The 25,167-nt window shown below is 67.7% G+C and carries 19 protein-coding genes and 1 pseudogene; 17 read left to right on the top strand and 3 right to left on the bottom strand.

Annotated elements, in window-relative coordinates; translation table 11 throughout:
- Nucleotide 1: 1 nt before the first annotated feature.
- Genes RHA1_RS28045 through RHA1_RS28055 form a run of 3 tightly spaced genes read right to left on the bottom strand, consistent with a single transcriptional unit; the run spans nucleotide 2 to nucleotide 2,702 of the window.
- Nucleotides 2–652, bottom strand: coding sequence for a PIG-L deacetylase family protein (locus RHA1_RS28045; RefSeq protein WP_011597868.1), 651 nt, complete (start codon nucleotides 650–652; stop codon nucleotides 2–4).
- A complete protein-coding gene (locus RHA1_RS28050) occupies nucleotides 652–1,446 on the bottom strand; it encodes a glycosyltransferase family protein (protein WP_009478988.1) in 795 nt (264 codons plus the stop codon). The genes RHA1_RS28045 and RHA1_RS28050 overlap by 1 nt, the downstream gene beginning before the upstream one ends.
- Nucleotides 1,443–2,702: a class I SAM-dependent methyltransferase gene (locus RHA1_RS28055; protein ID WP_011597869.1), complete on the bottom strand. Its 1,260-nt coding sequence runs from the start codon at nucleotides 2,700–2,702 to the stop codon at nucleotides 1,443–1,445. The genes RHA1_RS28050 and RHA1_RS28055 overlap by 4 nt, the downstream gene beginning before the upstream one ends.
- A gap of 349 nt (nucleotides 2,703–3,051) precedes the next feature.
- On the opposite strand from RHA1_RS28055, the gene RHA1_RS28060 reads away from it, so the two are divergent.
- The 17 genes and pseudogenes from RHA1_RS28060 (at nucleotide 3,052) to RHA1_RS28140 (ending at nucleotide 25,165) form a co-directional block, all read left to right on the top strand.
- Entirely contained in the window at nucleotides 3,052–3,504 is a 453-nt protein-coding gene (locus RHA1_RS28060) for a GyrI-like domain-containing protein (protein ID WP_009478990.1), read from the top strand.
- Nucleotides 3,505–3,512: 8 nt separating this feature from the next.
- Entirely contained in the window at nucleotides 3,513–3,938 is a 426-nt protein-coding gene (locus RHA1_RS28065; protein ID WP_011597870.1) for a hypothetical protein, read from the top strand.
- Nucleotides 3,939–4,131: 193 nt separating this feature from the next.
- Entirely contained in the window at nucleotides 4,132–4,908 is a 777-nt protein-coding gene (locus tag RHA1_RS28070) for a hypothetical protein (RefSeq protein ID WP_009478992.1), read from the top strand.
- Nucleotides 4,905–7,034 (top strand): Rv1355c family protein, encoded by a 2,130-nt coding sequence (locus RHA1_RS28075; protein WP_011597871.1) that lies wholly within the window; start codon nucleotides 4,905–4,907, stop codon nucleotides 7,032–7,034. Before RHA1_RS28070 ends, RHA1_RS28075 begins: the two co-directional genes overlap by 4 nt.
- Nucleotides 7,035–7,048: 14 nt before the next feature.
- Entirely contained in the window at nucleotides 7,049–8,893 is a 1,845-nt protein-coding gene (locus tag RHA1_RS28080) for a putative bifunctional diguanylate cyclase/phosphodiesterase (RefSeq protein WP_009478994.1), read from the top strand.
- 218 nt (nucleotides 8,894–9,111) lie between these two features.
- The gene (gene acpS / locus RHA1_RS28085; RefSeq protein WP_009478995.1) at nucleotides 9,112–9,549 is read left to right on the top strand and encodes a holo-ACP synthase; all 438 of its coding nucleotides are present in this window, start codon (nucleotides 9,112–9,114) and stop codon (nucleotides 9,547–9,549) included.
- Nucleotides 9,546–9,788, top strand: a complete 243-nt coding sequence (locus tag RHA1_RS28090) for an acyl carrier protein (RefSeq protein WP_009478996.1) — start codon at nucleotides 9,546–9,548, stop codon at nucleotides 9,786–9,788. The genes acpS and RHA1_RS28090 overlap by 4 nt, the downstream gene beginning before the upstream one ends.
- On the top strand, nucleotides 9,785–10,993 hold the full coding sequence (locus RHA1_RS28095; RefSeq protein ID WP_011597872.1) for an acyl-CoA dehydrogenase family protein: 1,209 nt from the start codon (nucleotides 9,785–9,787) through the stop codon (nucleotides 10,991–10,993). The genes RHA1_RS28090 and RHA1_RS28095 overlap by 4 nt, the downstream gene beginning before the upstream one ends.
- Entirely contained in the window at nucleotides 10,990–11,940 is a 951-nt protein-coding gene (locus RHA1_RS28100) for an amino acid--[acyl-carrier-protein] ligase (protein WP_011597873.1), read from the top strand. The genes RHA1_RS28095 and RHA1_RS28100 overlap by 4 nt, the downstream gene beginning before the upstream one ends.
- Complete coding sequence (locus RHA1_RS28105; protein ID WP_041812139.1) at nucleotides 11,940–12,902, top strand: DUF1839 family protein; 963 nt, start codon at nucleotides 11,940–11,942, stop codon at nucleotides 12,900–12,902. The genes RHA1_RS28100 and RHA1_RS28105 overlap by 1 nt, the downstream gene beginning before the upstream one ends.
- Nucleotides 12,902–15,369: pseudogene (locus RHA1_RS28110) on the top strand (glycosyl hydrolase). Before RHA1_RS28105 ends, RHA1_RS28110 begins: the two are co-directional and overlap by 1 nt.
- A 119-nt stretch (nucleotides 15,370–15,488) precedes the next feature.
- The gene (gene mfd, locus RHA1_RS28115; protein WP_011597876.1) at nucleotides 15,489–19,136 is read left to right on the top strand and encodes a transcription-repair coupling factor; all 3,648 of its coding nucleotides are present in this window, start codon (nucleotides 15,489–15,491) and stop codon (nucleotides 19,134–19,136) included.
- A 4-nt stretch (nucleotides 19,137–19,140) separates the two neighbouring features.
- Nucleotides 19,141–20,007 (top strand): nucleoside triphosphate pyrophosphohydrolase, encoded by an 867-nt coding sequence (locus RHA1_RS28120; protein WP_011597877.1) that lies wholly within the window; start codon nucleotides 19,141–19,143, stop codon nucleotides 20,005–20,007.
- Nucleotides 20,008–20,296: 289 nt separating this feature from the next.
- Nucleotides 20,297–21,142: a glycosyltransferase family 2 protein gene (locus RHA1_RS28125; protein ID WP_009479004.1), complete on the top strand. Its 846-nt coding sequence runs from the start codon at nucleotides 20,297–20,299 to the stop codon at nucleotides 21,140–21,142.
- A 6-nt stretch (nucleotides 21,143–21,148) separates the two neighbouring features.
- The gene (locus RHA1_RS28130; RefSeq protein WP_011597878.1) at nucleotides 21,149–22,099 is read left to right on the top strand and encodes a glycosyltransferase family 2 protein; all 951 of its coding nucleotides are present in this window, start codon (nucleotides 21,149–21,151) and stop codon (nucleotides 22,097–22,099) included.
- On the top strand, nucleotides 22,096–23,406 hold the full coding sequence (locus RHA1_RS28135; protein ID WP_011597879.1) for a glycosyltransferase: 1,311 nt from the start codon (nucleotides 22,096–22,098) through the stop codon (nucleotides 23,404–23,406). The genes RHA1_RS28130 and RHA1_RS28135 overlap by 4 nt, the downstream gene beginning before the upstream one ends.
- Nucleotides 23,390–25,165, top strand: a complete 1,776-nt coding sequence (locus tag RHA1_RS28140) for an alpha/beta fold hydrolase (RefSeq protein ID WP_011597880.1) — start codon at nucleotides 23,390–23,392, stop codon at nucleotides 25,163–25,165. The genes RHA1_RS28135 and RHA1_RS28140 overlap by 17 nt, the downstream gene beginning before the upstream one ends.
- Nucleotides 25,166–25,167 lie beyond the last annotated feature (2 nt).

The raw sequence follows: 25,167 nt of genomic DNA on the forward strand, positions 1-25,167 counted from the left end.
GTCAGGTCCTTCCGAATCGGATGGTTGCCTTTTCGAGGACGAACGCCTCCGCGTGGGGTTGTCTGCACTGCACACCCCGCAGCCGTGACAGCCCGAGGAAGGAGTCTTCGTCGAACCAATCGTGGTTGGTTTGGGAGGGGTAGTGCTTCAGCAGTATCCGCGCCTTTTCCGTCGCCACAGCGCGGGTGAGCGGGTGGTAGATCGACGGCCGAGGTGTGTCGGTTTCCCACTTGAGGATTTCGTACCCCAGGATCAGGTGGTCACGGAACACCGTCGGAACCAGCTCCGCCAACATACGGTGGTCCTGGTGTGCGTCGGCTCGGTGCGGAGCGAATACCACATCGGGATGACAATCGCGCCCGAACGCCTCGACTGCCTTCTTGATCGGCTCCCAATATGCCGGTGCGTACCCGTCCGGAACGTCGAGAACCGTGAGCTCGAGGTCGGCGGCGGGACACAATGCCGCCAACGCATGACGCTCCTCTATTTCGCGCCGGGCGTCGGCGCCGGCCAGCACGAGCGCCCGGACGCGAAGGCCGGGAGTGCTGGAAGCAACTGTGAGAAGGGTGCCTCCGAGCCCGATCGCAACGTCGTCACAGTGCGCACCGAGCACCGCTACTTCGCGCAGCCCTCGTGTGTCGAGGCTGATCATCACGCGCTGTGTGCGGGCTGCGACGGCTCCCACACCATCCACGGATGGATGCCTTGCGAGTAGTTCGAATCGAGTTCGGCGCGCTCCTTGAAGGTGTCCGCCGGCTTCCAGAATCCCTCATGGCGATACCCGAACAAGCGGCCTTCACCGGCAAGGCGTTCACACACATCAGCCACGAGATCGCCGCCAGGGGGAAGAAGATCGAAGATCTCCCGGCTGAGGACGAAGTATCCGCCGTTCTCCCAGATGGGCAGCCGGCTGACCGGGATGATCTCCTTGACTTCGCCATTCTCGGCCACGTTGACGCAGTGGAACGAGGACTGGGGCGTGACGACGAGCATGGATGCAGCCGCGCCCGACTCGTGGAACTTCGTGATGACATCGTCGAGGGGGGCGTCGGTGAGTACGTCTGCATAGTTCGCGAGAAAGTACTCGTCTTCGCCGAGGTGCCGTCGAACACGTCGCAGACGCTCGCCGATCGCGGACTCCAGACCAGTATCGACGAACGTGATCGACCAGTCGCTGATGTCGGAGTTCAGCAGCTCGATCTTGCTCGCGCGCAAAACGAAGTCGTTGGATTCCGCTTCGCGGTAGTCGAGGAAGTAGTCTTTGATGGCCTCCGCACCGTACCCGAGGCACAGAATGAACTCCGTGTGGCCGAAATGAGCGTAGTAGTGCATGACATGCCATAGCAGCGGACGTGGTCCGACCATCTGCATGGGTTTCGGGATCACGTCGTTGTGGTCGTTGCGCATGCGTAGGCCGTATCCGCCGCAGAACAGGACAACTTTCATGTCGTGAGCCTCCTTGCCACGCTCTCGGGTTGGAATGTCGCTCTGTGCAGGGAGGGGAGCGGGTACACGAGCTCTCCGCCCCACTCGGTGATGTAGTGCAGTTGTTCGGTCAGCTCCGTCTCGAGGTTCCACGGCAGCGCGAGGACGACGTCCGGCCGATCCTTCTCGATCTGCCGGGGATCGAGAATCGGGATCCGGGTGCCCGGCGTGTACCGGCCGTGCTTGTACGGATTACGGTCGACCGTGTATTCGAGTAGGTCGGGGCGAATTCCGCAGTAGTTCAGCAGGGTGTTTCCCTTGCCGGGAGCGCCGTAGCCGACGACGGTCCTGTTCTGGGCTCGGCAGTCGAGGAGGAACCCGAGCAGTTCTTGTCGAGCAACTCTCGCCTGAGTTTCGAGTCGGCTGTATCCGTCGACGGTGTGCAGTCCGGCGTCTTCTTCCGCCTTCAATACGTCGGTGACGCGCGGGGTGGGCACCTCGCCGGCAGTGCCGGGACGTGCCCAGATCCGGATCGAGCCGCCGTGTGTCTCCAGAAGTTCCACATCGACGACCGAGAGGCCGGCCGTGGCAAGCGCACGCATGGCGGAGAGGAGCGTGTAGTACTGAAAGTGCTCGTGATAGACCGTGTCGAATTGCCCGAGGACGATCAGATTCAGGGCGTGGTGCACCTCGATACTCAGCTGGCCGTCGTCGGCGACGAGGGTACGCAGCGCGCGAGTGAACCCGCGGAGGTCGGGGATGTGCGCATACACGTTGTTCGCAACCACGAGGTCTGCCGGACCGTGCTCGGCGCGGATGTCGGCGGCGAGTTCCTCGTCGAGAAATGCGGTGAGAGTGGGAACACCTCGTTCACGTGCGGCCGCGCCGACGTTGTGCGACGGTTCGATTCCGACGCAGCGGATCCCGGCGTCGACCGCGTGCTGCAGCAGGTAACCGTCATTACTCGCGACCTCGACGATCAATGATCTCGAGTCGAGGCCGAGCCGCGTCACCGAGGAGCCGACGAACTGCCGTGCGTGTTCCACCCATGAATCCGAGTAGGAGGAGTAGTAGGCATAGTCGGTGAAAGTGTCCTCCGGGGAGATCAGGGCCGGAACCTGAAGTAGGAGGCAGTCCTCGCAGATGCGCAGGTGCAGCGGATAGTTCGTCTCGGGGGCGTCCAGGCCTTGCTCGGTCAAGAAGAGCTCGCACGGCGGCGTCGCCCCCAGATCCAGGACGCTTCGCAAGCGATCGGAGTCGCACAGTCGGCAGCGCACGGGCAGTCTCCCCTCGTCATCGAGACCTGGAGGTCGCTCTGTGTGTTAGTTGCGTCACACCCAAGGTCTCGATCCGTCCAATAAACCACACTCCAAGTCGTCTTGCAAGGCCTGAAACCAACTTCAAGTATGTTAATCCTCGGGAATAATGGCTGGTTGCCCTTTTGTTTGACGTCTCGCGGAGACTTGATCAAATAAGTGATGACTTAGCCATGTAGGTTTTTCGCGACTAAGGACGCAGACCGCGGATCCTGGACGAGGTATGGTGATATCTCGTCCTCCGAATTAAAGGCGGGCGAGCAATAATTGCCATTGAAGCCAATGTGCCGATGACATCGGAGGGTGCCCGATGCCGTTCGTCATAGTCGAACGCGAAGAGACACTGGTCGCCGGACTGGCCGTCCGCAGTCCGAAGAGGGCGCTGGGAAAAGCGCGCGACAAGGACCTCGAAAAGACGTGGTCGACCCTTCTCGCGCAAAACGTGGACAGGCCGTTGGCTTCTGCGTATGTCGACCACGCTCCCGAGATCAACTCGTATTACACGCAAATCGTGGGCTACGAGTGCTCTTCGATCGATCAGGTCGGACGCGGGCATCTGGTATCGCGGATTCCTGCGGGGACCTATGCGAAGTTCTCCTCCGTGGGAACCTTCCCCGACCTCTTCGACGCGCTCTGGGGGCAGATTCGTGATGCGGAGGAATCGCGGCAGATTCAACGCTCCTACACCGGTGACTTCGAGTTCTACCCGCACGCCTTCGGGATCGATTTGTATGTGGCGATAGTGCCACCCGCCACGAGGTAGGGGCCACAATGAGTTTCGAGATCGTCAAGCGTGAGTCCGCCGACTTCGGCGGGCTGGTTCTGCCGCGCATGGAGCTGGGTTCGTCGGCGCACGCGAGCGATCTGATGAAGTTCACTCGGGAGCGCGTCCAGCAGCGTGGTGTCGAGGAACTGACCACCGTTTACGTCGCCGTCCCGGATCTGGGGTGGACCGCGGTGATCGGATACCGGTGCATCGATGTCGGTCATCTCGAGATCGGTGACGTGCTGGTGCGTGTCCCGGCCGGCTTTTTCGCCAAGTTCACACCTGACGGGCGGTCATCCGACCCGATCGAAGACGTGTGGATTCAGGCCGAGCTGGCTGAGAAGGAAGGGCGCATCGAGCGCGCCTACGCGGAGGAGATCGAGGTCTTCCGCGCGCCGAACAGCGTTGAGCTGTTCATTTCCCTCGCCTAATTCCGGGTCGCCAATTACCGACCTGAAGTTTGTTTTTGGGCCCATTCATGGCATCACAGGTGACAAATCTGGTGTAAACGCGGAAAATAGGTAGCCGCGGGGCTGTGACCGGGTTCGTCTGTCCAGTTCTTGGGGTCTTTACGTAACCCGTGAGTCCCCGGAATTGCCGCACCGACGCCCGATGGGAATACCAATGTCTGTTGAACAGCTGACGAATCCGCAGATAGACGTCTGGTCGACGGAGACCATACTCGATCGAACTCTGAGTGTGTGGGATCCGCGGTCGGAGTGTCGCTTCGTCGTCGCCCGGCCCTCCGACGAGCCGACGCTCTGGGAAGAGTATCTCGAGGGAGCACTCGCCGGCTATCGCAAGTACGGCGCCGAGAAGGCGCTCGAGTACCAGCGGATTCAGGCCGGCGACACCACCGCACTGTTCTTCGTCGCCATCGCACCGGACGGTTCGGTCGCAGCCGGCGTCCGCGCCCAGGGTCCGTATCTTGTCGCTGATCAGGCGCATGCGATCACGGAATGGGGAACAGATCCCGGAGCTCCCGCCGTCCGCCGGATGATCGAGGACCGGCTTCCGTTCGGTGTCGTGGAAGCGAAGGGCGCGTGGGTGGCGGACACGGCCGCCAGGCGGGGTGAACTCGTCGGCGCATTGGGTCGCATAGCCACCTTCTCGATGGATCTGCTCGACGTCCAGTTCATGCTTGCGACCGCCGCATCCCACGTCCTGGACACGTGGCGAACCACCGGTGGCGTGGTGGCCGACCACATTGCTCCCGTGCCCTATCCGGATGACCGCTACGAGACGCGGCTGATGTGGTGGGATCGGAGTAGGCGCAGGGGCCGCGCCGAATCCATGCAGCTGGCCCAACTGTTACTCACGACGTCCCGACCGACGCCGTCGGCAGGCATCGCGACGGGGACGGGAGGAAACGTCGTCCGGCCGATGCGGAGCGTCTCGTGAACGAATCCCGCGGTGACTACACCGCCCTGCTGCTCGACGAGGACCACTCCGAGGACGCGGCGGTACTCGACCGCCTCCGCCGCGACCCCGCGGTGGTCTTCGTCGACCGGCTCGGCCAACAGATCGACAGCCTCCGTTCTCTCGTGCCCACACCGGGACCCGGCGTGCTGGACGAGACTCCGGTGTGGGCGTACTACTCGTGGCGACGGACCGTGGTGCGTCTGCTCGGCCCCGCATCGTTCCGGCTGCTGCGGCTGGACCGGAATCGGAACAAGATCACCGCGCAGGAACAGGAACGCCTCAGAGACGTGACCGTGGGGATCGTCGGTCTGAGCGTCGGTCACGCGGTCGCGTTGGCTCTCACGCTGGAAGGTGCGTGTGGCGGTCTGCGGCTCGCGGACTTCGACACCCTCGAACTGTCCAACCTGAACCGGGTTCCCGGAACGGTTCTCGATCTCGGTGTGAACAAGTCCGTGGTCGCTGCCCGCCGTATCGCGGAGATCGACCCTTACGTCACGGTGACGTTGTGGGAGGACGGTCTCGACGTCGGGTCGGTGGCCGAATTCCTGGACGGCACGGACGTGGTGATCGACGAATGCGATTCCCTGGACGTGAAGGTATCCCTGCGGCGGGAGGCCCGCCGCAGGGGATTGCCGGTGCTGATGGCGACCAGTGACCGGGGGTTGCTGGACGTCGAGCGATACGACCTCGAACCCGATCGGCCCGTCTTCCACGGAGTGATCGGCGACGTCGACGTGGAGTCGCTGGCGGGGCTCGGCTCGCGGGACAAGATTCCGCTCGTCCTTCGGATTCTCGACGCCGGACAGCTGTCGGCGACGATGGCGGCGTCGTTGGTGGAGGTGGACGAAACCATCTCCACGTGGCCTCAGCTCGGGGGCGAGGTGCTGCTCGGCGGTGCGCAGGTCGCGGCGGCGGTGCGGCGCATCGGGCTCGGACAGCCGCTCGCATCGGGTCGGTGCCGCATGGATCTGGACGAGCGTCTCGATTCCCTCGCCGATCCACCGCCACCGCACGACCTGCCGGAGGAGCCCGAAGATCGTGCGGTGCCCGCAGCAGTCTCGGACGACGCCGTCGACGCCGTCGTGCATGCCGCGTCCCGCGCGCCGTCCGGCGGCAACGTCCAGCCGTGGACGATCGCGGCGGACAACACGAGGCTGACCATTTCAGTGGCCCCTGAGTACACGACGGCCATGGACGTCGGTTACCGCGGCAGTTGTGTCGCGGTCGGCGCCGCGCTGCACAACGCCCGGATCGCCGCGTCGGCCGCCGGACTGCTCGGCGCCGTGACGGTCCACGACGGCGATGCCGGACTTCCCGCCGCCACGATGACGTTCGGCAGCGGGAACGACCGGGAACTCACCGACCGCTACGAACACATGCTCGACCGGACCACCAACCGCAGGCTGGGCGTGCCCCAGCCGTTGGACGACACGCAGGCGGGACTTCTCGCGGAGGCGGTCTCGCGCGAGGGCGCACGCCTCTGCCTGGTGACCGACCGGGACGACATCTCGACGATCGGCGCCATTCTGGCGGAGTCGGACCGAATCCGATTCCTCACGCCGACCCTGCACCGCGAGATGATCGGCGAGTTGCGGTGGCCGCCGCTGGATTCGGTCGAGACCGGCATCGACGTTCGTGCACTGGAACTCGATTCGGCGGAACTGTCGACCCTCGCGCTGCTGCGGAGACCCGAGGTAATGGAACGACTCGGCGCACTGGACGAGGGACGCGCGCTGGGCAAGTCCACCGCGGACCGTGTGGCGTCGAGCTCGGCTGTCGCGGTCGTCGCCATACCGGGCAGCACCCCTCGGGACTACGTGCGCGGCGGTGAGGCGACCGAGAGCGTGTGGATCCACGCCCAGGCGCTCGGGCTCGCCGTCCAGCCGATTTCACCTGTGTTTCTCTACGGTGTGGAAAGTGCGGAACTCGAACAAGTCTCACCACGGTATGCGGCACCATTGGAGAGGCTGCGGGAGGAACTGTTCGACGTCGTCGGTGCGAAGGCGGGTGAAGCGCTCGCCATGGTGTTACGGCTCAGCCATGCGCCGGGCCCGTCGGTTCGGAGCGAGCGGCTCGCCGACCGGGTTCGCAGGCGGATATCGTAAGGACAGGAGGGCCCGTGAACACCGAGAAGCAAACCGAAAAGCTCGAGACCCTGGTGACGACCGTGGCGTCCCGGCTCACGCCTGTCGATGCGGTCTCGTTCAAGCCCGTGGCCACCCGCGTGTTGCAGGATCTCGTGGAGCACTTCGAGGTCGACACCAGCTTCCTCCGGTTCACAGACCACGAGATCGCGGCGACGGTCCTGGTCGCGGAATACCCGCTCCGGCCCTTCATCCCAGACCCCGACCCGCTCGGCATCGTCTACTTCAAGGACGCCGACTCGACGTTCGCCCAGATCGAGCACCAGAAGGAAGTGGCCATCTTCCGGCCGGAGGTGTCCGGTCCGGATTACAACGAGCGGGTTCGCGAGGCGTCCGGGGTGCCGCAGGTGTCGCTCGCAGCCGTTCCGCTGCTGTCCGGTGACACGACGACGGGCACGCTCGGATTCATCAAGTTCGGCGACCGCGACTGGACGCCGCCGGAGCTCGACGTCCTCAAGGCGATCGCCGCCCTGCTCGCCCAGGTTCAGGCGCGCATCGTCGTCGAGGAGCAGTTGCGCTACTCGGCCGACCACGATTCCCTCACCGGTCTCAGCAACCGGCGCGCGCTCTACCACCACCTGGACACTCGTCTCGCCGAGTCCGAAGCCGGGCCGGTCGCGATCCTGTTCCTCGACCTGGACCGGTTGAAGCCTCTCAACGACTTCTTCGGTCACGGAGCCGGTGACGGATTCATCTCGACGATCGCGGACCGGCTCAGATCGACCAGCCAGACCGACGACCTCGTTTCCCGGCTGGGCGGCGATGAATTCGTGCTCGTGCTCGGCGGATCGGTGGGGCTGGAGGAGGCGGAGGTGCGGGCGCAGCACATCCGCGACGTCGTGACCGAGCGGGTGCGTCTCGGCCGCGAGGTGGTCAGCCGCAGCGTCAGTATCGGCGTCGCGGTCGGAATTCCGGGCAAGGCCACCACCAGTTCGCTCCTCAGCCAGGCCGACCAGGCCGTCATGGTCGCGAAGACCAAGGGTGGGAACGCGATCAGCGTCTTCACCGACGAGATGCAGGAGGAGAGCGAGAAACGCAACATGATCGAGCTCAGTCTGCGTGCGGCCATCGCGGACGAGTCGCTGTTCCTCGAGTACCAGCCCGAGGTCGATTTGCGGACCGGCCGGATCATCGGGGTGGAGGCCCTGGTGCGGTGGAATCACCCGCTGCTCGGGTTGCTGCAGCCGGCGTCGTTCATCGACGTCGCCGAGGCGACGAATGTTGCGGGGGAGCTCGGGCGCTGGGTGATCCGGAAGGCCTGCCGGCAGTGGGCCGACTGGCGGTCGCAGGTGCCCGAGCTGGATCTGGATCTTCGCGTCAACGTCTCGCCGGGGCAGTTGGCCGGTCTGGATTTTCTCGACGTCGTCGCGAACGCGTTGACGGAATTCGACCTTCGGAAGGGCGCGCTGTGCCTGGAGATCACCGAGAACGCAGTGCTCAGTGATCTGACCTGGACGCGTGAAGCGCTCGAAGGTTTGCACGCGATGGACGTGGAGGTCGCGATCGACGACTTCGGCACCGGGTTCAGCTCCCTCAGCCACCTCAAGGCGCTGCCGGTGGGGACGCTGAAGATCGACAAAGGTTTCGTGATGAACCTGGATACCAACCCCGAGGATCGGGCGATCGTGAAGTCCATCATCGGTCTCGCCGAATCGTTCGGCCTGGAGCTGGTCGCGGAGGGCGTCGAGAACGTCGAGTCGGCCCGGCAACTCCTCGACATGGGATGCCATCGGGCGCAGGGCTTCCTGTTCAGCCGGCCGGTCTCGGCGGAGAAGATCGGTAAGTTGCTGGCGGCCGGAGCCATCGAGGTCGGGCTGTAGCTCGACTACCAGCCCGGTGCGTCGGTGAGTTCCAGACGAGTCGCGTGCGTCGGAGTTGCTGCTTGATCGCGTTGCCAGGACAGCGTTACAGACCCAGGGTATGTTTATGCCCACACCGCAGTACCTCTTGTCTTGAATTGCCGGTGTGCGGTAACTTCTCGAAGGGTTTGCTGGAGAGTCGCTGAGGGCGACTGTCGAAGACTGGAGCAGGGGGATCGATGTCTGGTGGTTCTGTCTTGTCGATCCCCGAATCCCGTATCGGGTGCGACGTGATGACGGTCGGGCACGTGCGAAGCAGCGTCGAGCGGTTCGGCGACCGCTACCTGACGAGAATCTTCACACCCCACGAACTGGAAACCTGCGAAGGACCTGCGCGGGCCCAACGGCTGGCCGCCCGGTTCGCGGCCAAGGAGGCCGTGGTCAAGGTGTTGCGACCCGGGGACGTCGCCTTGCCGTGGCAGTCCATCGAGATCCGGCGCGAGAGCTGGGGCGGATGCGGAGTGCGCCTGTCCGGCAACGCATCGGACCTCGCCGAGCGGCAGGGGCTCGGTGGATTCGACGTTTCGATCTCGCACGAGGCCGACGTCGCGATCGCGATGGTCACCGCGTCCCGGCTCGGCACCCCACCCCATCACCAAGGAGAACGCCACCCATGAGCGAGCAGACCATCCGCAAGGTTCTCGGCGACCACGCCCGGCTGTCCGTCGATGCCGCGAGCATCGCCGTCGGCGCCGATCTCTACGAACTGGGTTTGACGTCGCACGCGAGCGTCAACGTCATGCTGGCGCTGGAGGATTCGTTCGACGTCGAGTTCCCCGACGAGCTGCTGCGCAAGAGCACGTTCGCGAGTGTGGATTCCATTCGGGGCGCACTCGTCGAACTCGGAGTGGCATGAGCATCGCCCTGGGGAGCGACACCGGGATCGAGTCCGCGCAGTCGTGGGGACCGGCGGCGCGAGCCGAGAGGGTCGTGGCCGAGGTGGCTGCGCGCTGGGCCGTCGACGTCGATCGGGACGCGCGTTTTCCGCAGGAAGCGATCGACGCGCTCCGGGACCAGCGGTTGCTCTCGTGTGCCGTTCCCCCGGAACTGGGTGGCGAAGGCGCGACGCTTCGCGAACTGTGCACGATCGCCCGGACCCTCGGGCGCCACTGCGCCGCGACGGCGATGGTGTTCGCGATGCACCAGACCCAGATCCTCTCGCTCGTACGACATCCGGGTGGCGACGGCGTTTCCGGCGTCCTGCGTGACGTGGTCGCCGGGCAGTTCCTGCTGGCATCGGCCACGACGGAACTGGGCATCGGGGGCGACGTCCGGCGCAGCACGTGCGCGGTGGAGCAGTCCGGCGGGGTGGTGACGCTGGTCAAGAATGCCCCCGTGATCTCCTACGGCGAGTACGCCGACGCGATCCTCGCGACCGCGCGGCGCACCCCCGACAGCCCGCCGAGCGACCAGGTGCTCGTCGTCTGCCGGCGTGCCGACGTGACGCTCGAGCGCACCGGTGACTGGAACACGCTGGGACTGCGCGGAACCTGCAGTCCCGGATTCGTGCTGCGTGCCACCACGACACCCGATCTCGTCGTCGCCGATCCCTATGCGGAGATCTCGGCGGCGACGATGCTCCCGGTGTCGCACTCGGTGTGGTCGGCCGTGTGGCTCGGCATCGCCGACGCGGCGGTGGAGAAGGCGCGGCGGTGCGTGCGAGCGGCCGCGCGTAAGCAGCCGGGCGTGGCCTCGCCCGCGGCATCGCGTCTCGCCGAGGCGGCCGCTGTGCACCAGCAGTTCTCGGACATCGTGTTCGCGGCGGCCCGCCGGTTCGACGACGCCGATGCGGCGCCCCCCGGTTCGCCGGAGGCCGAAATCGCGGGTGGAGTGGGCTATTCGCTGGCGATGAACAACCTGAAGGTGACGGCGTCGACGCTGGTTGTCGACCTGGTCGGCAGAGCCCTGCTGATCTGCGGGATCGCCGGCTACCGGGAAGACACGGAGTACTCGCTCGGCCGGCACCTGCGCGATGCGCACGGAGCGGCCGTCATGGTCAACAACGATCGAATCATGGCTAACTCGGCGCAGATGGCCACGGCATACCGGGGGACGATATGAGTACGGATACAGCAGTGGAACGGGAAGAGACGAGCGAACTCGAGCGGGCCCGGCGTGCCTTCCGGGCGGAACTGCTGGACGCCGGACTCCTGGTGGACACGTCCGTCGCCGGCCTATACGGACGGTCGGGGTTGTTCGAGGACATCGTCGACGGCATCGACGCGGTCGTGCGAGCAGCAGGGCCGGGCGCGTCCGCTGCCCGATTCCGGTTTCCTCCGGTGTTCCCGCGCACCAGTTTCGAGCGCACCGACTACATCGCGTCGTTCCCCAACCTGACCGGGGCGATCAACACGTTCACCGGCACCAACGCCGAGCACGCCCAACTGCTGGCGGCGCGAGCCGACGGTGAGAGCTGGGACAAGTGGCTCGAACCGACCGATACGGTGCTGGTGTCGGCGGCGTGCCACCCCGCGTACCCGATGTTCACGGGTGTGTTGCCGGACGGCGGTGCGCTGCTCGACGTGTACGGCTACTGCTTCCGGCACGAGCCGGCGTTCGATCCCGCCCGCATGCAGGCGTTCCGGATGCACGAGTTCGTGCAGATCGGCACGGCGGACCAGGCCGCGACCCACCGTGATTCGTGGATCGAGCGCGGGCTCGAGGTGCTGTCCGACCTGTGGCTGGACGCCACGCCGGTGGTCGCCAATGACCCGTTCTTCGGCAGGGTCGGACGCATGCTCGCCGCCAACCAGCGCGAGGAGAACCTCAAGACCGAGCTCACGGTGCGCCTGTACGGCGATCTCGACGAGGGGACCGCCGTCGTCTCGTGCAACTGCCATCAGGACCACTTCGGTGTCACGTTCGACATCGCCACCGCGGACGGCGGCGTCGCCCACAGTGCGTGCGTGGGATTCGGGATGGAACGCATCGCGCTCGCGATGCTGCGGACCCACGGCATGGACCCGTCGCGCTGGCCGAGTGCGGTGAAATCCCGGATGTCGCTGTGATGTCCCGGCTGATCGACATCTCGCCGGACGGATACGAGCCGCACTCCATCCACTCCGACGAGCGGACGTGGACCGAGACCAACTGCTACCTCGACCTGTGGGTGGAGGTGCTCCACTCGCTCGGGCTCGATCCGGTGCCCGCCGCCGCGTGCGCGTTCGGCGCCCGGTTCGACGGATCACAGTGGACGTTCCTGAAGTTCAAGCCGGAGGATCTGTTCGCGCTGTACGGGATCGACGTGGGGGAGATGAACGTCTGGCGCCGGGTCCTCGACCACGTCGAGGACAACCTCGCTGCGGGAATGCTGTCGACCGTCGAGGTGGATGCGCACTGGCTCCCGGACACGGTGGGCACCGGGTACCGCGAGAGTCACACCAAGACGACGATCGTCGCGAACTACATCGACCGGGAGGCCGGTGCGCTCGAGTATTTCCACAACAGCGGGTATCACCGGTTGGCCGGTGACGACTTTCGCGGGTTGTTCGGGCTCGACGTCGCCGGGTCGGTGACCTTCACCCCCTACGTGGAGCAGGTCCGGTTCGACGGGGACCCGGGGTACCGTCCGGCGCGCTTCGAGGCGGTGCTGCGTCATCATCTCGCCACCCGGCCGGACGGGAATCCGGTGCGCGAACTCGGCGAACGAGTGGTCGCCGACGTGCCCTGGATCCGCGACGCCGGCATCGACACGTTCCACCTGTGGACGTTCGGGGTGTTGCGGCAGTGCGGTGCCACCGCGGAACTGGCCGCCGACGTCTGCGAGTACCTCGAGCGCAACGGGTTCGCGGGGGCAGCGGCGTTCGCGCCGGGCTTCCGGGCGGTGGCGCAGGGCGCGAAGAGCGTGCAGTTCCAGATGGCGCGGGCCGCTCGCGGACGCAGTGTCGACCCGTCGGCGCAACTCGACGGCATGGCCGAGGCGTGGGAACGGTCGGTGGGTGGCGTGGCGCGAATGGTCGGACGCGCGTAATGGATCTTCTCGCCGGCGCGCGGTGGCGTTGCGTGGCAACGGAACCGGGCTCGGTCACCGATCCGTCGGGCCTGGCTTGTGTGCCGGGTCCGTGGTATCCCGCGCAGGTGCCGGGTACCGCGGCAGGCGCGATCCGGGCGACCCACGGCGTTGCGGCGGCGCGGGCGACGAAGACCGATGCGGTGGACTGGTGGTTCGTCACCGACGTGTCCGGCGGCGGCCCGGGGCCGTGGCGGCTCGAGTTCGACGGCCTCGCCTCGCACGCGCAGGTGTGGGCCGGCGAGGACCTCGTCCTGTCTTCGGAGTCGATGTTCGTGCCTGCCTCGGTCGAACTCGCCTCCCGCCCCGGCACGGTCACGCTGGCGATCCGGTTTCCGTCGCTCGATGCCGCGCTCCGCCGCCGGCGGCCACGCGGACGCTGGCGGTCGTCGCTGGTGAGCGCGCAGGGCCTGCGCTGGGTTCGCACGAGCCTGCTCGGCCGCGCCCCGGTCTTCGGTGGTGTGCCGGCCCCGGTGGGTCCGTGGCGGGCGGTGCGACTGCGCGACCGCGCCGCGCCTGTCCTGTCGGACCGTCACGTGGTCACCGCCGTCGAGGACTGCACGGGCGTGCTGGACCTCGCCGTGCGTGTGCATCGTTCGGCCGGAGCTGCCCCCGTCGTGCGGCTCGGCGACCTCACCGTGGACGCGGAAATCGTGGACTTTGGGCGGGGCGCGCAGGAGATCCGCGCCCACGTGCGCGTCCCCGACGTCCGGTTGTGGTGGCCCCACACCCACGGCGCCCCCGCGACGTATCCGCTGAGCATCGTCCTGGGGGAGCACGTCGTCGACCTGGGTGCGGTCGGATTCCGCACGGTGCGCGCGGCGTGCGGCGACGGCGGATTCCGGCTGTCGGTCAACGGCGTCGACGTGTACTGCCGCGGCGCCGTCTGGACGCCCGTGGATCCGGTGGGGCTGGGCGGCCGGGATCAGGCTCGGGCCACCCTCGAGCGGGTGGTCGAGGCCGGCCTGAACATGGTCCGCGTGCCGGGCACGACGGTGTACGAGGACGCCGCGTTCTGGGACGACTGTGCCGAACTCGGTGTCATGGTGTGGCAGGACGTCATGCTGTCGACGTTCGACCCGCCCGACGACCAGCCGTTCCTGGACCTGCTGACCGCCGAGGTCGAGTCGGTGCTGCGGCCGCTGTCCGGGAACCCCGCGCTCACCATGTTCAGTGGAGGCAGCGAGACCGAACAGCAACCGGCGATGCTCGGACTTCCGTGGTCGCACATGACGGCGGTGCACGACGTGATTCCGGCGGTGGTCGGTCGGACGGCGCCGGGGTTGGTGCGGGTGTCGTCGTCACCGACCTCGCCGCCGGGCGACGACGCGCTCGCGACCCATGTGGGGACGGGTATCGCGCACTACTTCGGGGTCGGGGGATATCGGCTTCCGCTGTCCGACGTCCGCCAGGCCCGGGTGCGGTTCGCCGCCGAATGCCTCGCGTTCTCGATCCCCCCGTCGGACGCGGCGATCGAGGCCGAATTCGGCAGCCTCGCGGTCGCGGGCCACCACCCACGGTGGAAGGCGGCCGTGCCGCGGGACAACGGGGCCCCCTGGGACTTCGAGGACGTCCGCGATCACTACGTGCGGACGCTGTTCGGCGAGGAGCCGTCGACGGTCCGGTGGAGCGACCCCCAGCGGTACCTCGCCCTCGGCCGGGCCGCCGTCTGCGAGGCGTTCGCGGCGACACTGGGATACTGGCGGCGGCCCGATTCGGGATGCGACGGCGCGCTGGTGCTCGCGCTCCGCGACCTCGAACCCGGCGCCGGGTGGGGGCTGCTCGACTCCGACGGCAGGCCGAAGGCGCCGTGGTTCGTGATGCGGCGGATGTCGCTGCCGGTCGCAGTCCTCCTCGCCGAGGACGGATTGGACGGCCTGCGGATCGACGCGGTCAACGACTCCGACCACGAGGTCGTGGGGGAGTTGCGGGTGCAGGTGCACACCCGCACGGGTGCCCGGGCGTTCGACGTCACCGAACCGGTGACCGTCGCCGCGCACGCGGCCCGCCGGTGGTCGCTCGACACGGTGCTCGGGCGTTTCACCGACGCGACCCACGTCTACCGCTTCGGTCCCCGCGGCTACGAGAGCGTGACCGTCCTTCTGTCGAGTGAGGACGGTGTCGTCGCCGAGTCCGTTCACCTCGTCGGCGGACCGGCGCGCGCCCTCGAACGGACCGTCGGCCTGACGGCGGTGGCGCGGCAGACGGCGTCCGGCGACTGGGTCGTCGACGTCGGTACCGACGGCGCTGCGCAGTACGTCCACCTCGAACTCCGCGGCTTCGAACCGGAGGACTCCTGGTTCCATCTGCCGCCGGGCGGAGCACGGACGTGCCGGTGCGCAGGACCGGGACAGCGGACGCGGTGACCGGGCACGTGCGGGCGCTGAACTCGATGACCGTCGCACCGGTCGTGCAGGCCTCCACCTGATACGGACCCCGGTCCGTCCGTGTGCGATATCGACTAGGCTGGCTCAGTCCGCAACTGGCCGCTCGTCCCGGCCCGAGCTGTTCGCCGGCAGTTCGTCATCACTGCTCAGGAGTGCGTCGTTGTCTTCCCCGCTCATCGCTGCCGAGCCCTCGTCCGACACCCCGCTCGCCGGTCTGGCGAAGATCGCGCTGGGCGACGCAGTCATCGCGCAGGTGACCGAGGCTCTCGGACGCCATCACCTCGACATCGTCGCGCCCGGACCCGCCCGGCCGTTCGTGGCCGCGGCCCTCGCCGAGCGCACCCATCTGCTGCTGGTCACCGCGACCGGCCGCGAGGCCGACGACCTCACCGCCGAACTGCGGGAGATGATCGGCGACGCCGTCGCGCAGTTCCCGTCGTGGGAGACGCTGCCGCACGAACGGCTGTCGCCGAGCGCCGACACGGTCGGTCGCCGGGTGGAGGTGCTCCGCAGACTCGCGCGGCCGGACGACCGCTCGTACGGGGCGCCGCTCCAGGTCATCGTCACCACCGTCCGGTCGCTGGTGCAGCCCATGGCGCCGGGACTCGGTGAGATCGAACCCGTCACGCTGCGCGTGGGCGTCGAGCACGACTTCGACGGGCTGATCCAGCGGCTCGTCGAAATGGCGTACACGCGCGTCGACATGGTGGGCAAGCGCGGCGAGTTCGCCGTCCGCGGCGGCATCCTGGACCTGTTCTCGCCCACCGCGGATCATCCCGTGCGCGTCGAGTTCTGGGGCGACGAGGTCACCGAACTGCGCGCGTTCTCCGTCGCGGACCAGAGGTCGCTGCCCGAACTCGACATCGACGCGGTGATCGCCCCGCCGTGCCGCGAACTGCTCCTCACCGAGGACGTCCGCGACCGGGCCGCGCAGCTCGCGGTCGACAACCAGGCCGACGCCGCGCTCGTCGAGATGCTCGACAAGATGTCGGCCGGCATCCCGGTGGAAGGCATGGAGGCACTGCTGCCCGTGCTGCGGCCGGGGCAACTGCAGTTGCTCACCGACGTGCTGCCCGAGAGCGCACACGTGCTGCTGTGCGATCCGGAGAAGATCCGGACGCGCGCCACCGACCTGGTGCGCACCGGTCAGGAGTTCCTCGAGGCGTCGTGGACGGCGGCCTCGATCGGCGGCGCCGCCCCGCTCGACACCTCGGTGCTGAGGGGTGACGGAATCGATCTCGGCGCCTCCGCCTACCGCTCGCTCAGCCAGGTCCGTGAATCCGCGGAGGCCAGGGGCCTGCCGTGGTGGACGCTGAGCCCGCTCGCGTCGGGCAACGGCGAGGAACTGGAGCTGGCGGTCACGCCGGCACCGCAGGTCCGTGGGTCCGACGACCTGCTGTCGGAACTGTTCGTGAGTCTGCGCGCCCACGTCACCACCGGCGGGCGCGCCGTCATCGTGGTCGCGGGCGCCGGCACCGCGCATCGCGTGCTCGAGCGTCTGCGCGAGGCCGAGGTGCCCGCGGCTGAACTCGCGCCCGGCACCGAGCCCCCGCGGGGCCAGGTCGGGGTGCTGCGCGGTTCGCTCCACGACGGCCTGGTCTTCCCCGGCGACGACTCCACTGCCGGACTCGTCATCGTCACGGAGGCCGATCTCACCGGCAACCGGGTGGCCGCGGTCGGCGACGGCAAGAGGCTGCCGGCGAAGCGCCGCAACCAGGTGGACCCGCTGGCCCTGACCGCCGGGGACATGGTGGTGCACGACCAGCACGGCATCGGACGATTCGTCGAGATGGTCGAACGCACCATCGGCGGCGCCCGCCGCGAGTACCTGGTGATCGAGTACGCCGCCAGCAAGCGCGGACACCCGGGCGACCGTCTGTTCGTTCCGATGGAGTCGCTCGACCAGTTGTCGCGGTACGTCGGCGGCGAGTTGCCCGCGCTCAGCAAGCTCGGCGGTTCCGACTGGGCCAACACCAAACGCAAGGCGCGCAAGGCGGTTCGTGAGATCGCCGGTGAGCTCGTCCAGCTGTACGCGGCGCGGCAGGCCGCACCCGGACATGCGTTCGGCCCGGACACCCCGTGGCAGAAGGAGATGGAGGACGCGTTCGCGTTCACCGAGACCCACGACCAGCTGACGGTCATCAGCGAGGTCAAGGCCGACATGGAGAAGGCGGTCCCGATGGACCGCGTCGTCATCGGGGACGTCGGCTACGGCAAGACCGAGATCGCGGTGCGGGCGGCGTTCAAGGCGGTGCAGGACGGCAAGCAGGTGGCCGTCCTGGTGCCGACGACGCTGCTCGCTCAGCAGCACCTGCAGACGTTCACCGAGCGCATGGCCGCGTTCCCGGTGACGGTGCGCGGGCTCTCCCGCTTCACGGATGCGGGAGACTCCAAGGAGACCATCGCCGGCATGGCCGACGGCGAGATCGACGTCGTGGTCGGCACGCACCGGCTGCTGCAGACCGGGATCCGGTGGAAGGACCTGGGCCTCGTCATCGTCGACGAGGAACAGCGCTTCGGTGTGGAACACAAGGAGCACATCAAGGCCCTGCGCACCCACGTGGACGTTCTCACGATGTCGGCCACGCCGATCCCGCGAACGCTGGAGATGAGCATGGCGGGCATCCGCGAGATGTCCACGATCCTCACGCCGCCGGAGGAACGGCACCCCATCCTCACCTACGTCGGCGCGTACGCCGACAAGCAGGTGGCGGCGGCCATCCGACGGGAACTGCTCCGCGACGGGCAGGTGTTCTACGTCCACAACCGGGTCAGCTCGATCGACAAGTCGGCCCAGCGGATCCGCGAACTCGTCCCCGAGGCGCGGGTCGTGGTGGCACACGGGCAGATGAACGAGGACACCCTGGAACGGACCGTGCAGGGCTTCTGGGAACGCGACTACGACGTGCTGGTGTGTACCACCATCATCGAGACGGGTCTCGACATCTCCAACGCCAACACGCTCATCGTCGAACGCGCCGATTCCCTCGGCCTGTCGCAGCTGCACCAGTTGCGCGGGCGCGTCGGGCGGAGCCGGGAACGCGGCTACGCGTACTTCCTGTACCCGCCGGAGAAGCCGCTCACCGAGACTGCCTACGACCGCCTCGCGACCATCTCACAGAACTCCGACCTCGGTGCCGGCATGGCGGTCGCGATGAAGGACCTCGAGATCCGCGGCGCCGGAAACGTGCTGGGCGCCGAGCAGTCCGGTCACGTCGCGGGTGTCGGGTTCGACCTGTACGTGCGGCTGGTAGGGGAGGCGGTCGAGGCGTTCCGGGCGGCGGCCGACGGCAGGCCGATCACGACGGAGGACGCCCCGAAGGAGGTCCGTATCGACCTGCCCGTCGACGCGCACATCCCTCCCGACTACGTCACCAGCGACCGCCTCCGGCTCGAGGGCTACCGCAAGCTCGCGGCGGCCACCGAACTCGACGGCATCACGGCCGTGGTCGACGAACTCGCCGACCGGTACGGACCGCTGCCCGAAGAGGTCCGCCGACTGGTCTCGGTGGCCAAGCTGCGCCTGCTGGCCCGCGAGTACGGACTCGAGGAGATCGCCGTGGTCGGGACGCAGCTGAAGATCGCACCGATGGCCCTGCCCGACTCGAAGCAGTTGCGCCTCAAGCGGATCTACCCGAGCGCCCAGTACCGTGCCACCACCGGAATGGTGCAGCTGCCGCTGCCCCGGGCGGGGTCGGGCGGAATCGGCGCGGAGCGGGTGCGTGACGTGGAGTTGTTGCAGTACATCGCCGACTTCGTGGTCGCGCTGGACGGCAAGGCCGCCGGGTCCGTGGTGATGGAGGCCTGACCCGATGACGGTGGTCCTGCTCGACCCGTTGCGGCCGACGACGATCCCGATGGAGGCCGTCGGGGTGGTCGGTGACGGGGTGGAGTTCACCGACGAGGTACCCCAGGGCGTGCGGACCCTGCTGACCGAAGCACCCGGGGCCGCCGTCCTCGTCAGTACCGACCCCGACCACCCCACCGTGCGCGAGTGGGTCGCATCGGGGTCACGCGTCATCGCGGCACCGAAGGTCCCGGGCGACAACCTCGTCGAGGCCGCCGAGGTGATGGACCGACTGTGGAGTTACGGCGGCTGGGAAGTGACGCAGACGCACCGCACCCTGTCGCACTACCTCGTCGAGGAGACGTACGAGGTTCTCGACGCGATCGAGTCGTCCGAACGCGCTGACCTGCGTGAAGAACTCGGAGACCTGCTGCTGCAGGTCCTGTTCCACTCACGCATCGCCTCGGCGTCGGGCCATTTCGACGTCGACGACGTGGCCGCGACCCTGGTGGCCAAACTCGTCCACCGCAGTCCCCACCTCGGGGAGGACGTCGTCGGACCGATCGACATCGCGGAGCAGGAACGGGCATGGGAGATCCGGAAGGCGGCGGAGAAGGCGCGGAGTTCCTGCCTCGACGGCGTCGCGATGAGTCAGCCCGCGGCGTCCCTCGCGGCGAAGGTGATCGCCCGCGCGAGCAAGGCCGGCCTGCCGCCGGAGCTCGTGCCCGTGGAGATCGAGTCCGGTCTGGTAGCCGAGGCGGAAGCCGAGACGAGACTCCGGGCTGCGACGCACGCGTTCATCACCCGGATCCGGGCAGCCGAGAATGGGGCGCGTGCACAGGGCAAGTCCGCGCTCGGAGCAGCGGACTGGGCGTGTCACTGGCCGTCGTGAGAACGACCGGTCCGCGCGACCGCTCCGGTTTGCCGAAATGTAACTGAGTTGTAAGTCACTCCGCGTTAACTGGTGCACAAGAAACAAACTTGAGATAGGTTTATCCCTGCAAAGAAGACTGATAGTCGAAAACATTGATGTTTTCTGAACTGCGGGGGTTCGAACGGTCTCTGCTTCCTTTGCACGCTGCACGTGGTGAGGACATCACTCCAGACACGGGGTGGTCAGTGCTCGCATGGGACGACTGTGATGCTGCCGGGCCATTCGCCCGACGAGGAAAGACGGACAAATGAGCCTCTACACGCCTGATCGCCTGGAACCCTCCGACGGTACCGACGTCGTGGGCGTCGACCAACGCAAAGGCGAAGATAACGGTCGCAACGACGGGGACGGGTCGCAGCGGCCGACGGTCACGGTCGTCGTGCCTGCCATGAACGAAGCCAAGAACCTCCCGCACGTTGCCGCGCGGATGCCGGCCGACATCGACGAGATCGTCTTCGTCGACGGACATTCCGTCGACGACACGGTCGAGGTGGCCAGGAGTCTCTGGCCCGACGCCACGGTCGTGACACAAAGCCGAAAAGGCAAGGGCAATGCCTTGGCCTGCGGTTTCCTCGCCTCCACGTCGGACATCATCGTCATGATCGACGCCGACGGATCCACGGACCCGGCCGAGATCCCGCTGTTCGTCGGGGCACTCGTGGCAGGCGCGGACTTCGCGAAGGGAACGCGCTTCGCCGCCGGCGGCGGAAGCTCGGACATCACGTTCAGCAGGAAGCTCGGAAACAAGGCGTTGAACGCAATCGTCAACCTCAAGTTCGGGGCGTCGTTCAGCGATTTGTGCTACGGCTACAACGCATTCTGGCGTCACCACGTCCCGGTGATGGCGCTGCCATCGGTCGACGCGACAGAGGCGCAGTGGGGCGACGGCTTCGAGATCGAGACGCTCATCAACGTGCGAGTCGCCAACGCGGGTCTGAAGATCACCGAGGTCCCGAGTTTCGAACAGGACCGCATCCACGGCGAGAGCAATCTCAACGCGGTACGTGACGGGCTCCGGGTGCTGCGCACCATCAGGAGCGAACAGCGCACCCCCGCAGCGGACGTGTCCCCGGCCCCCGTCTCGCGAGGCTGAGCAACCATGACGGTGTCCACCCTCGTGTCCTGCTCCGTCGTGATCTGCGCCTACACCACCGAACGGTGGACCGACCTGTGCGCCGCAGTCGACTCGGTGCTCACCCAGAACGTGCCCGTGCTCGAGGTGCTGGTGGTGATCGACCACTCCGAGGAACTGTTCTCGCGTGCCGAACGGCACTTCGCCGGGCAGACCCGGGTGACCGTGCTGCGTAACTCCGGGTCGAAGGGGCTCTCCGGAGCCCGCAACACGGGCGTGCGCGCGGCCCGCGGTGACGTGATCGCGTTCCTCGACGACGATGCGCGCGCCGAACCCGACTGGTATCGCGTGTCCGCCGCCCACTATTCCGACCCCGACGTGCTCGGCGTGGGGGGATTCGCCAGTCCCGTGTGGCCCGCGGACCGCCCCGTGTGGATGCCCGCCGAGTTCGACTGGGTGGTCGGCTGCAGCTACGTCGGCCAGCCGACACGTATCGAGCCGGTGCGGAACTTCATCGGCTGCAACATGTCTCTGCGGCGCACGGTGTTCGACGCCGTCGACGGGTTCAGCGACGGGATCGGCCGGGTCGGGAAGACACCGGTCGGGTGCGAGGAGACCGAACTCTGCATCCGGATCCGCGCCCACCAGCCCTGTGCGCAGCTGCTGTTCGACCCCGCGATGAGGGTGGCGCACCGCGTCTGCGACGACCGCACCACGTTCCGCTACTTCCTCTCGCGCTGCTTCCACGAGGGCGTGTCGAAAGCCCTGGTCGCCGATCTCGTCGGGGCCGGCGACGCGCTCAGCAGCGAGCGGGCGTACACCGCACGCGTTCTCCCGCGAGCTGTCGTCACGGGGATCGCATCCCCGCGGCACGGCGGGCTGGCCCGGGCCGGTGCCGTGGTCGCGGGGCTCACGGCGACCACTGCCGGCTACGTCCGCGGTCTCGTCGGTCTGCGATCGAAGCGGGTGACGGCATGACCGGAACACTCGATCGCCGGATCGACCTCGTGCCTGCTCTCGTGAGCGATCACGCGCCGACGTGGGACGGGGCCGTCTGGGTCGGCGAACTACGCGGACCCGTGCAAGACGACACCGAATACCGGCTGGAGCGCGCCGAGGGGTATCGGCGTGCCCGGCTGCTCGTGCGAGAAGACCGCACCCTGCTGGGATTCGTCGAGATGGACATCGAGGACGGCCGACTCGAGGCCGGTGCACTGCAGCGTGCACTGGACGGGCTGCTGCCGGAAGCGGTGGCCGAAAGCATCGCCACCACCGACGCATCCGGCCCCTCCGTCACCGTGGTGGTCTGCACCCGGGATCGGGTCGACAGCCTGAAGGTCGCCCTCGAATCGATCCTGTCGCTCGACCATTCCGACTACGAGGTGATCGTGGTCGACAACGCATCCCGCACCGATGCCACGCGGCGGTACGTCGCCGAACTCGGTGACCCCCGTGTGCGCGTCGTGACCGAGCCCCGCCCGGGCCTGTCCCGGGCGCGCAATGCGGGCGTTCGCGCGGCGAACACGGAGATCGTCGCGTTCACCGACGACGACGTCGTCGTCGACCCGCACTGGCTCACCGAACTCGTCGCCGGCTTCGGCGCCGGGAAGGCAGTGGGGTGCGTGTGCGGAATCGTCCCGAGCGGGGAGATCCGCACACCCGCGCAGGCGTACTTCGATCAGCGGGTGGGATGGGCGAGTTCCTGTGTCCCACGGTTGTTCGACCTCGCGCACCCACCCGCCGACGTGCCGCTCTTCCCGTTCCAGGTAGGCGTCTACGGGACCGGTGCGAATTTCGCGGTCGATCGGCAGGCCGTGTTCGCGCTGGGGGGTTTCGACGAGGCGCTCGGGGCGGGAGCCCCCACCGACGGTGGCGAAGACCTCGACATGTTCTTCCGTGTGCTGCACTCCGGGCGGCAGCTGGCGTACCGGCCCGGGGCGGTCGTGTGGCATCGGCACCGGGCGGACAACGAGGCGCTCGCCGTCCAGGCGCGCGGCTACGGCCTCGGGCTCGGCGCGTGGCTGGCGAAGATCGCCGTCGACCCCCGCACCGCCTGGCTCGCAGTGCGCATCGCCGTGCGGCAGGCGCCGGCGTTTCTTCGTCTGTCGCGGAAGATGTCCCGCGTCGCCACCCCTCCGGACGGTCTCGCCGACGACCTTCCCGTGGGGATCGGGGCCACCGAACTGCGGTCCATCGCGCGTGGCCCGCTCGCCTATCTGAAGGCCCGCGTGGAGGGCCGGGATCCGGCGCCGATGAGAGGGATGACCCATGAGCGCCCATCCTGATCTCGCCGGCCGCACCGACCGCACCCGGTTCGCCACCTGGTTCGGACCGGCGGACGCGCCGCTGTTCGGCGTCGTCGACCTTCCTGTCGACGGCCGCTGCCGCGGTGCCGTCGTCCTGTGCCCGCCGATCGGCAAGGAACAGGTCGACTCGTATCGCGGAATGGTGTACCTCGCCCAGCAATTGCGGGCTCGGGGGCTTCTGGTGTTGCGGTTCGACTACCGCGGCACCGGTGACTCGCCGGGCGCCCAGGACGAGTCCGACGCGGTCGCGGGGTGGCTCGACAGCATCCGGACGGCCGTCGACTTCGTGCGCAGCTGCGGCATCACCGACATCGGGCTGGTCGGCCTCCGGGTCGGCGCCCTGCTCGCCGCGCAGGTCGCCGTGACGTGCGGTCCGGTGCGGGCGGTGACCCTGTGGGATCCGGTGGTGCGCGGCCGCGCCTACCTGCGCAAGCAGACTGCGCTCCACCAGCTGGTGGTCGGTCCCGAGGACGCGGACGATCCGCGGGTCACCCTCATCGGTGCGGTGCTCGCACCGGCCGCGGCTACGGCCCTGTCGGCGATGAGTCTGCGAGCCGCCACTCCGCCGCCGGGCGCGAAGGTTCTGATGGCGTTGCGGGACAGCGAGGTCGATTCCGTCGGGATGCGTGAGGCCGTCGCGGCCTGGAACGCCGAGCACTTCACGGTTCACGACTACGAATCGTTTCTCGAGCCGGCGGACTTCGTGGTCCGGCTCCCGTTCGGCGACATCGACCGGATCGCCGACTGGATGTCCGCGTCCTTCGGCAACCACCACACCGGTGCCACACTCGATCTCCGCGCCACCGCCGTCGTGGATCGGACCGTCGACGGCAGGCAGGTCATCGAGACTCTGGGCTTCGAGGGAGCGTCCGAACTCTTCACGATCCGCACGTCCGTCGCGACCGAGCGGGACGCGGCGCACACCCCTGCGGCGCCGACGGTGATCTTCCACGGCACCGCCGGCGAGCACCGCGTCGGGCCCGTCCGGCTGTGGGCCGAGACTGCCCGCGAACTCGCGGCCCACGGGATCGTCAGCGTTCGCTTCGATCGCCGCGGCACCGGTGACACCGGCACGGTGCAGCACGGCGAATCCACCACCATCTATACGGACGAATCCCGGGACGACGCCGTCGACATCATCTCCGTCAGCGGTGCGCAGCCCGAATCGGCTGTGCTCGTGGGCATGTGTTCGGGGGCGTGGAACTCGAGTTACGCCGCCCTCCGGCGTCCGGTCCGGGCGGTGGTCCTGGTCAACATGGCGGACTGGACCATTACCCGTAAAGCCTTCGTGAAGCAGTCGACGATGGACGCCGGCCAGGGTTCCCTGACGGGTGCCGCGCTCGCGCTACTCCACCGGTACGCGGCGACGTCGAAAAAGTACCTGCGGGTGTGGATGCCGTACCGCGGCTGGTTGTGGCTGGGCCGGGCCGGGTTGCTGCAGGTGCCGGAGGTCATGCTCGCTCCGCTGAACGACCGTGGCGTGCACACCACCGTCCTCCTCTCACCGATCGACTACGCCGCATTCGTCGAGAACCAGGGAGAACGCAGCCTTCGCCGGCTCCGGCGCGCCGGCTGGAACGGACGCCTGGTGACGTACCCGTCCGGCGATCACTCGCTGTACAGCACCGCCCTGCGGGACAGGGTCCTGCGGGACGTCCTCGCCACCGCGCTCGGTGAATTGACCGTGGACAGCGTCGACGACGCCCGTGACGATTCCCGGCCGGAATTGGTCGGGTAATC

The sequence above is a fragment of the Rhodococcus jostii RHA1 genome (assembly GCF_000014565.1).
GTDB classification, from domain to species: Bacteria; Actinomycetota; Actinomycetes; order Mycobacteriales; family Mycobacteriaceae; genus Rhodococcus_F; species Rhodococcus_F jostii_A.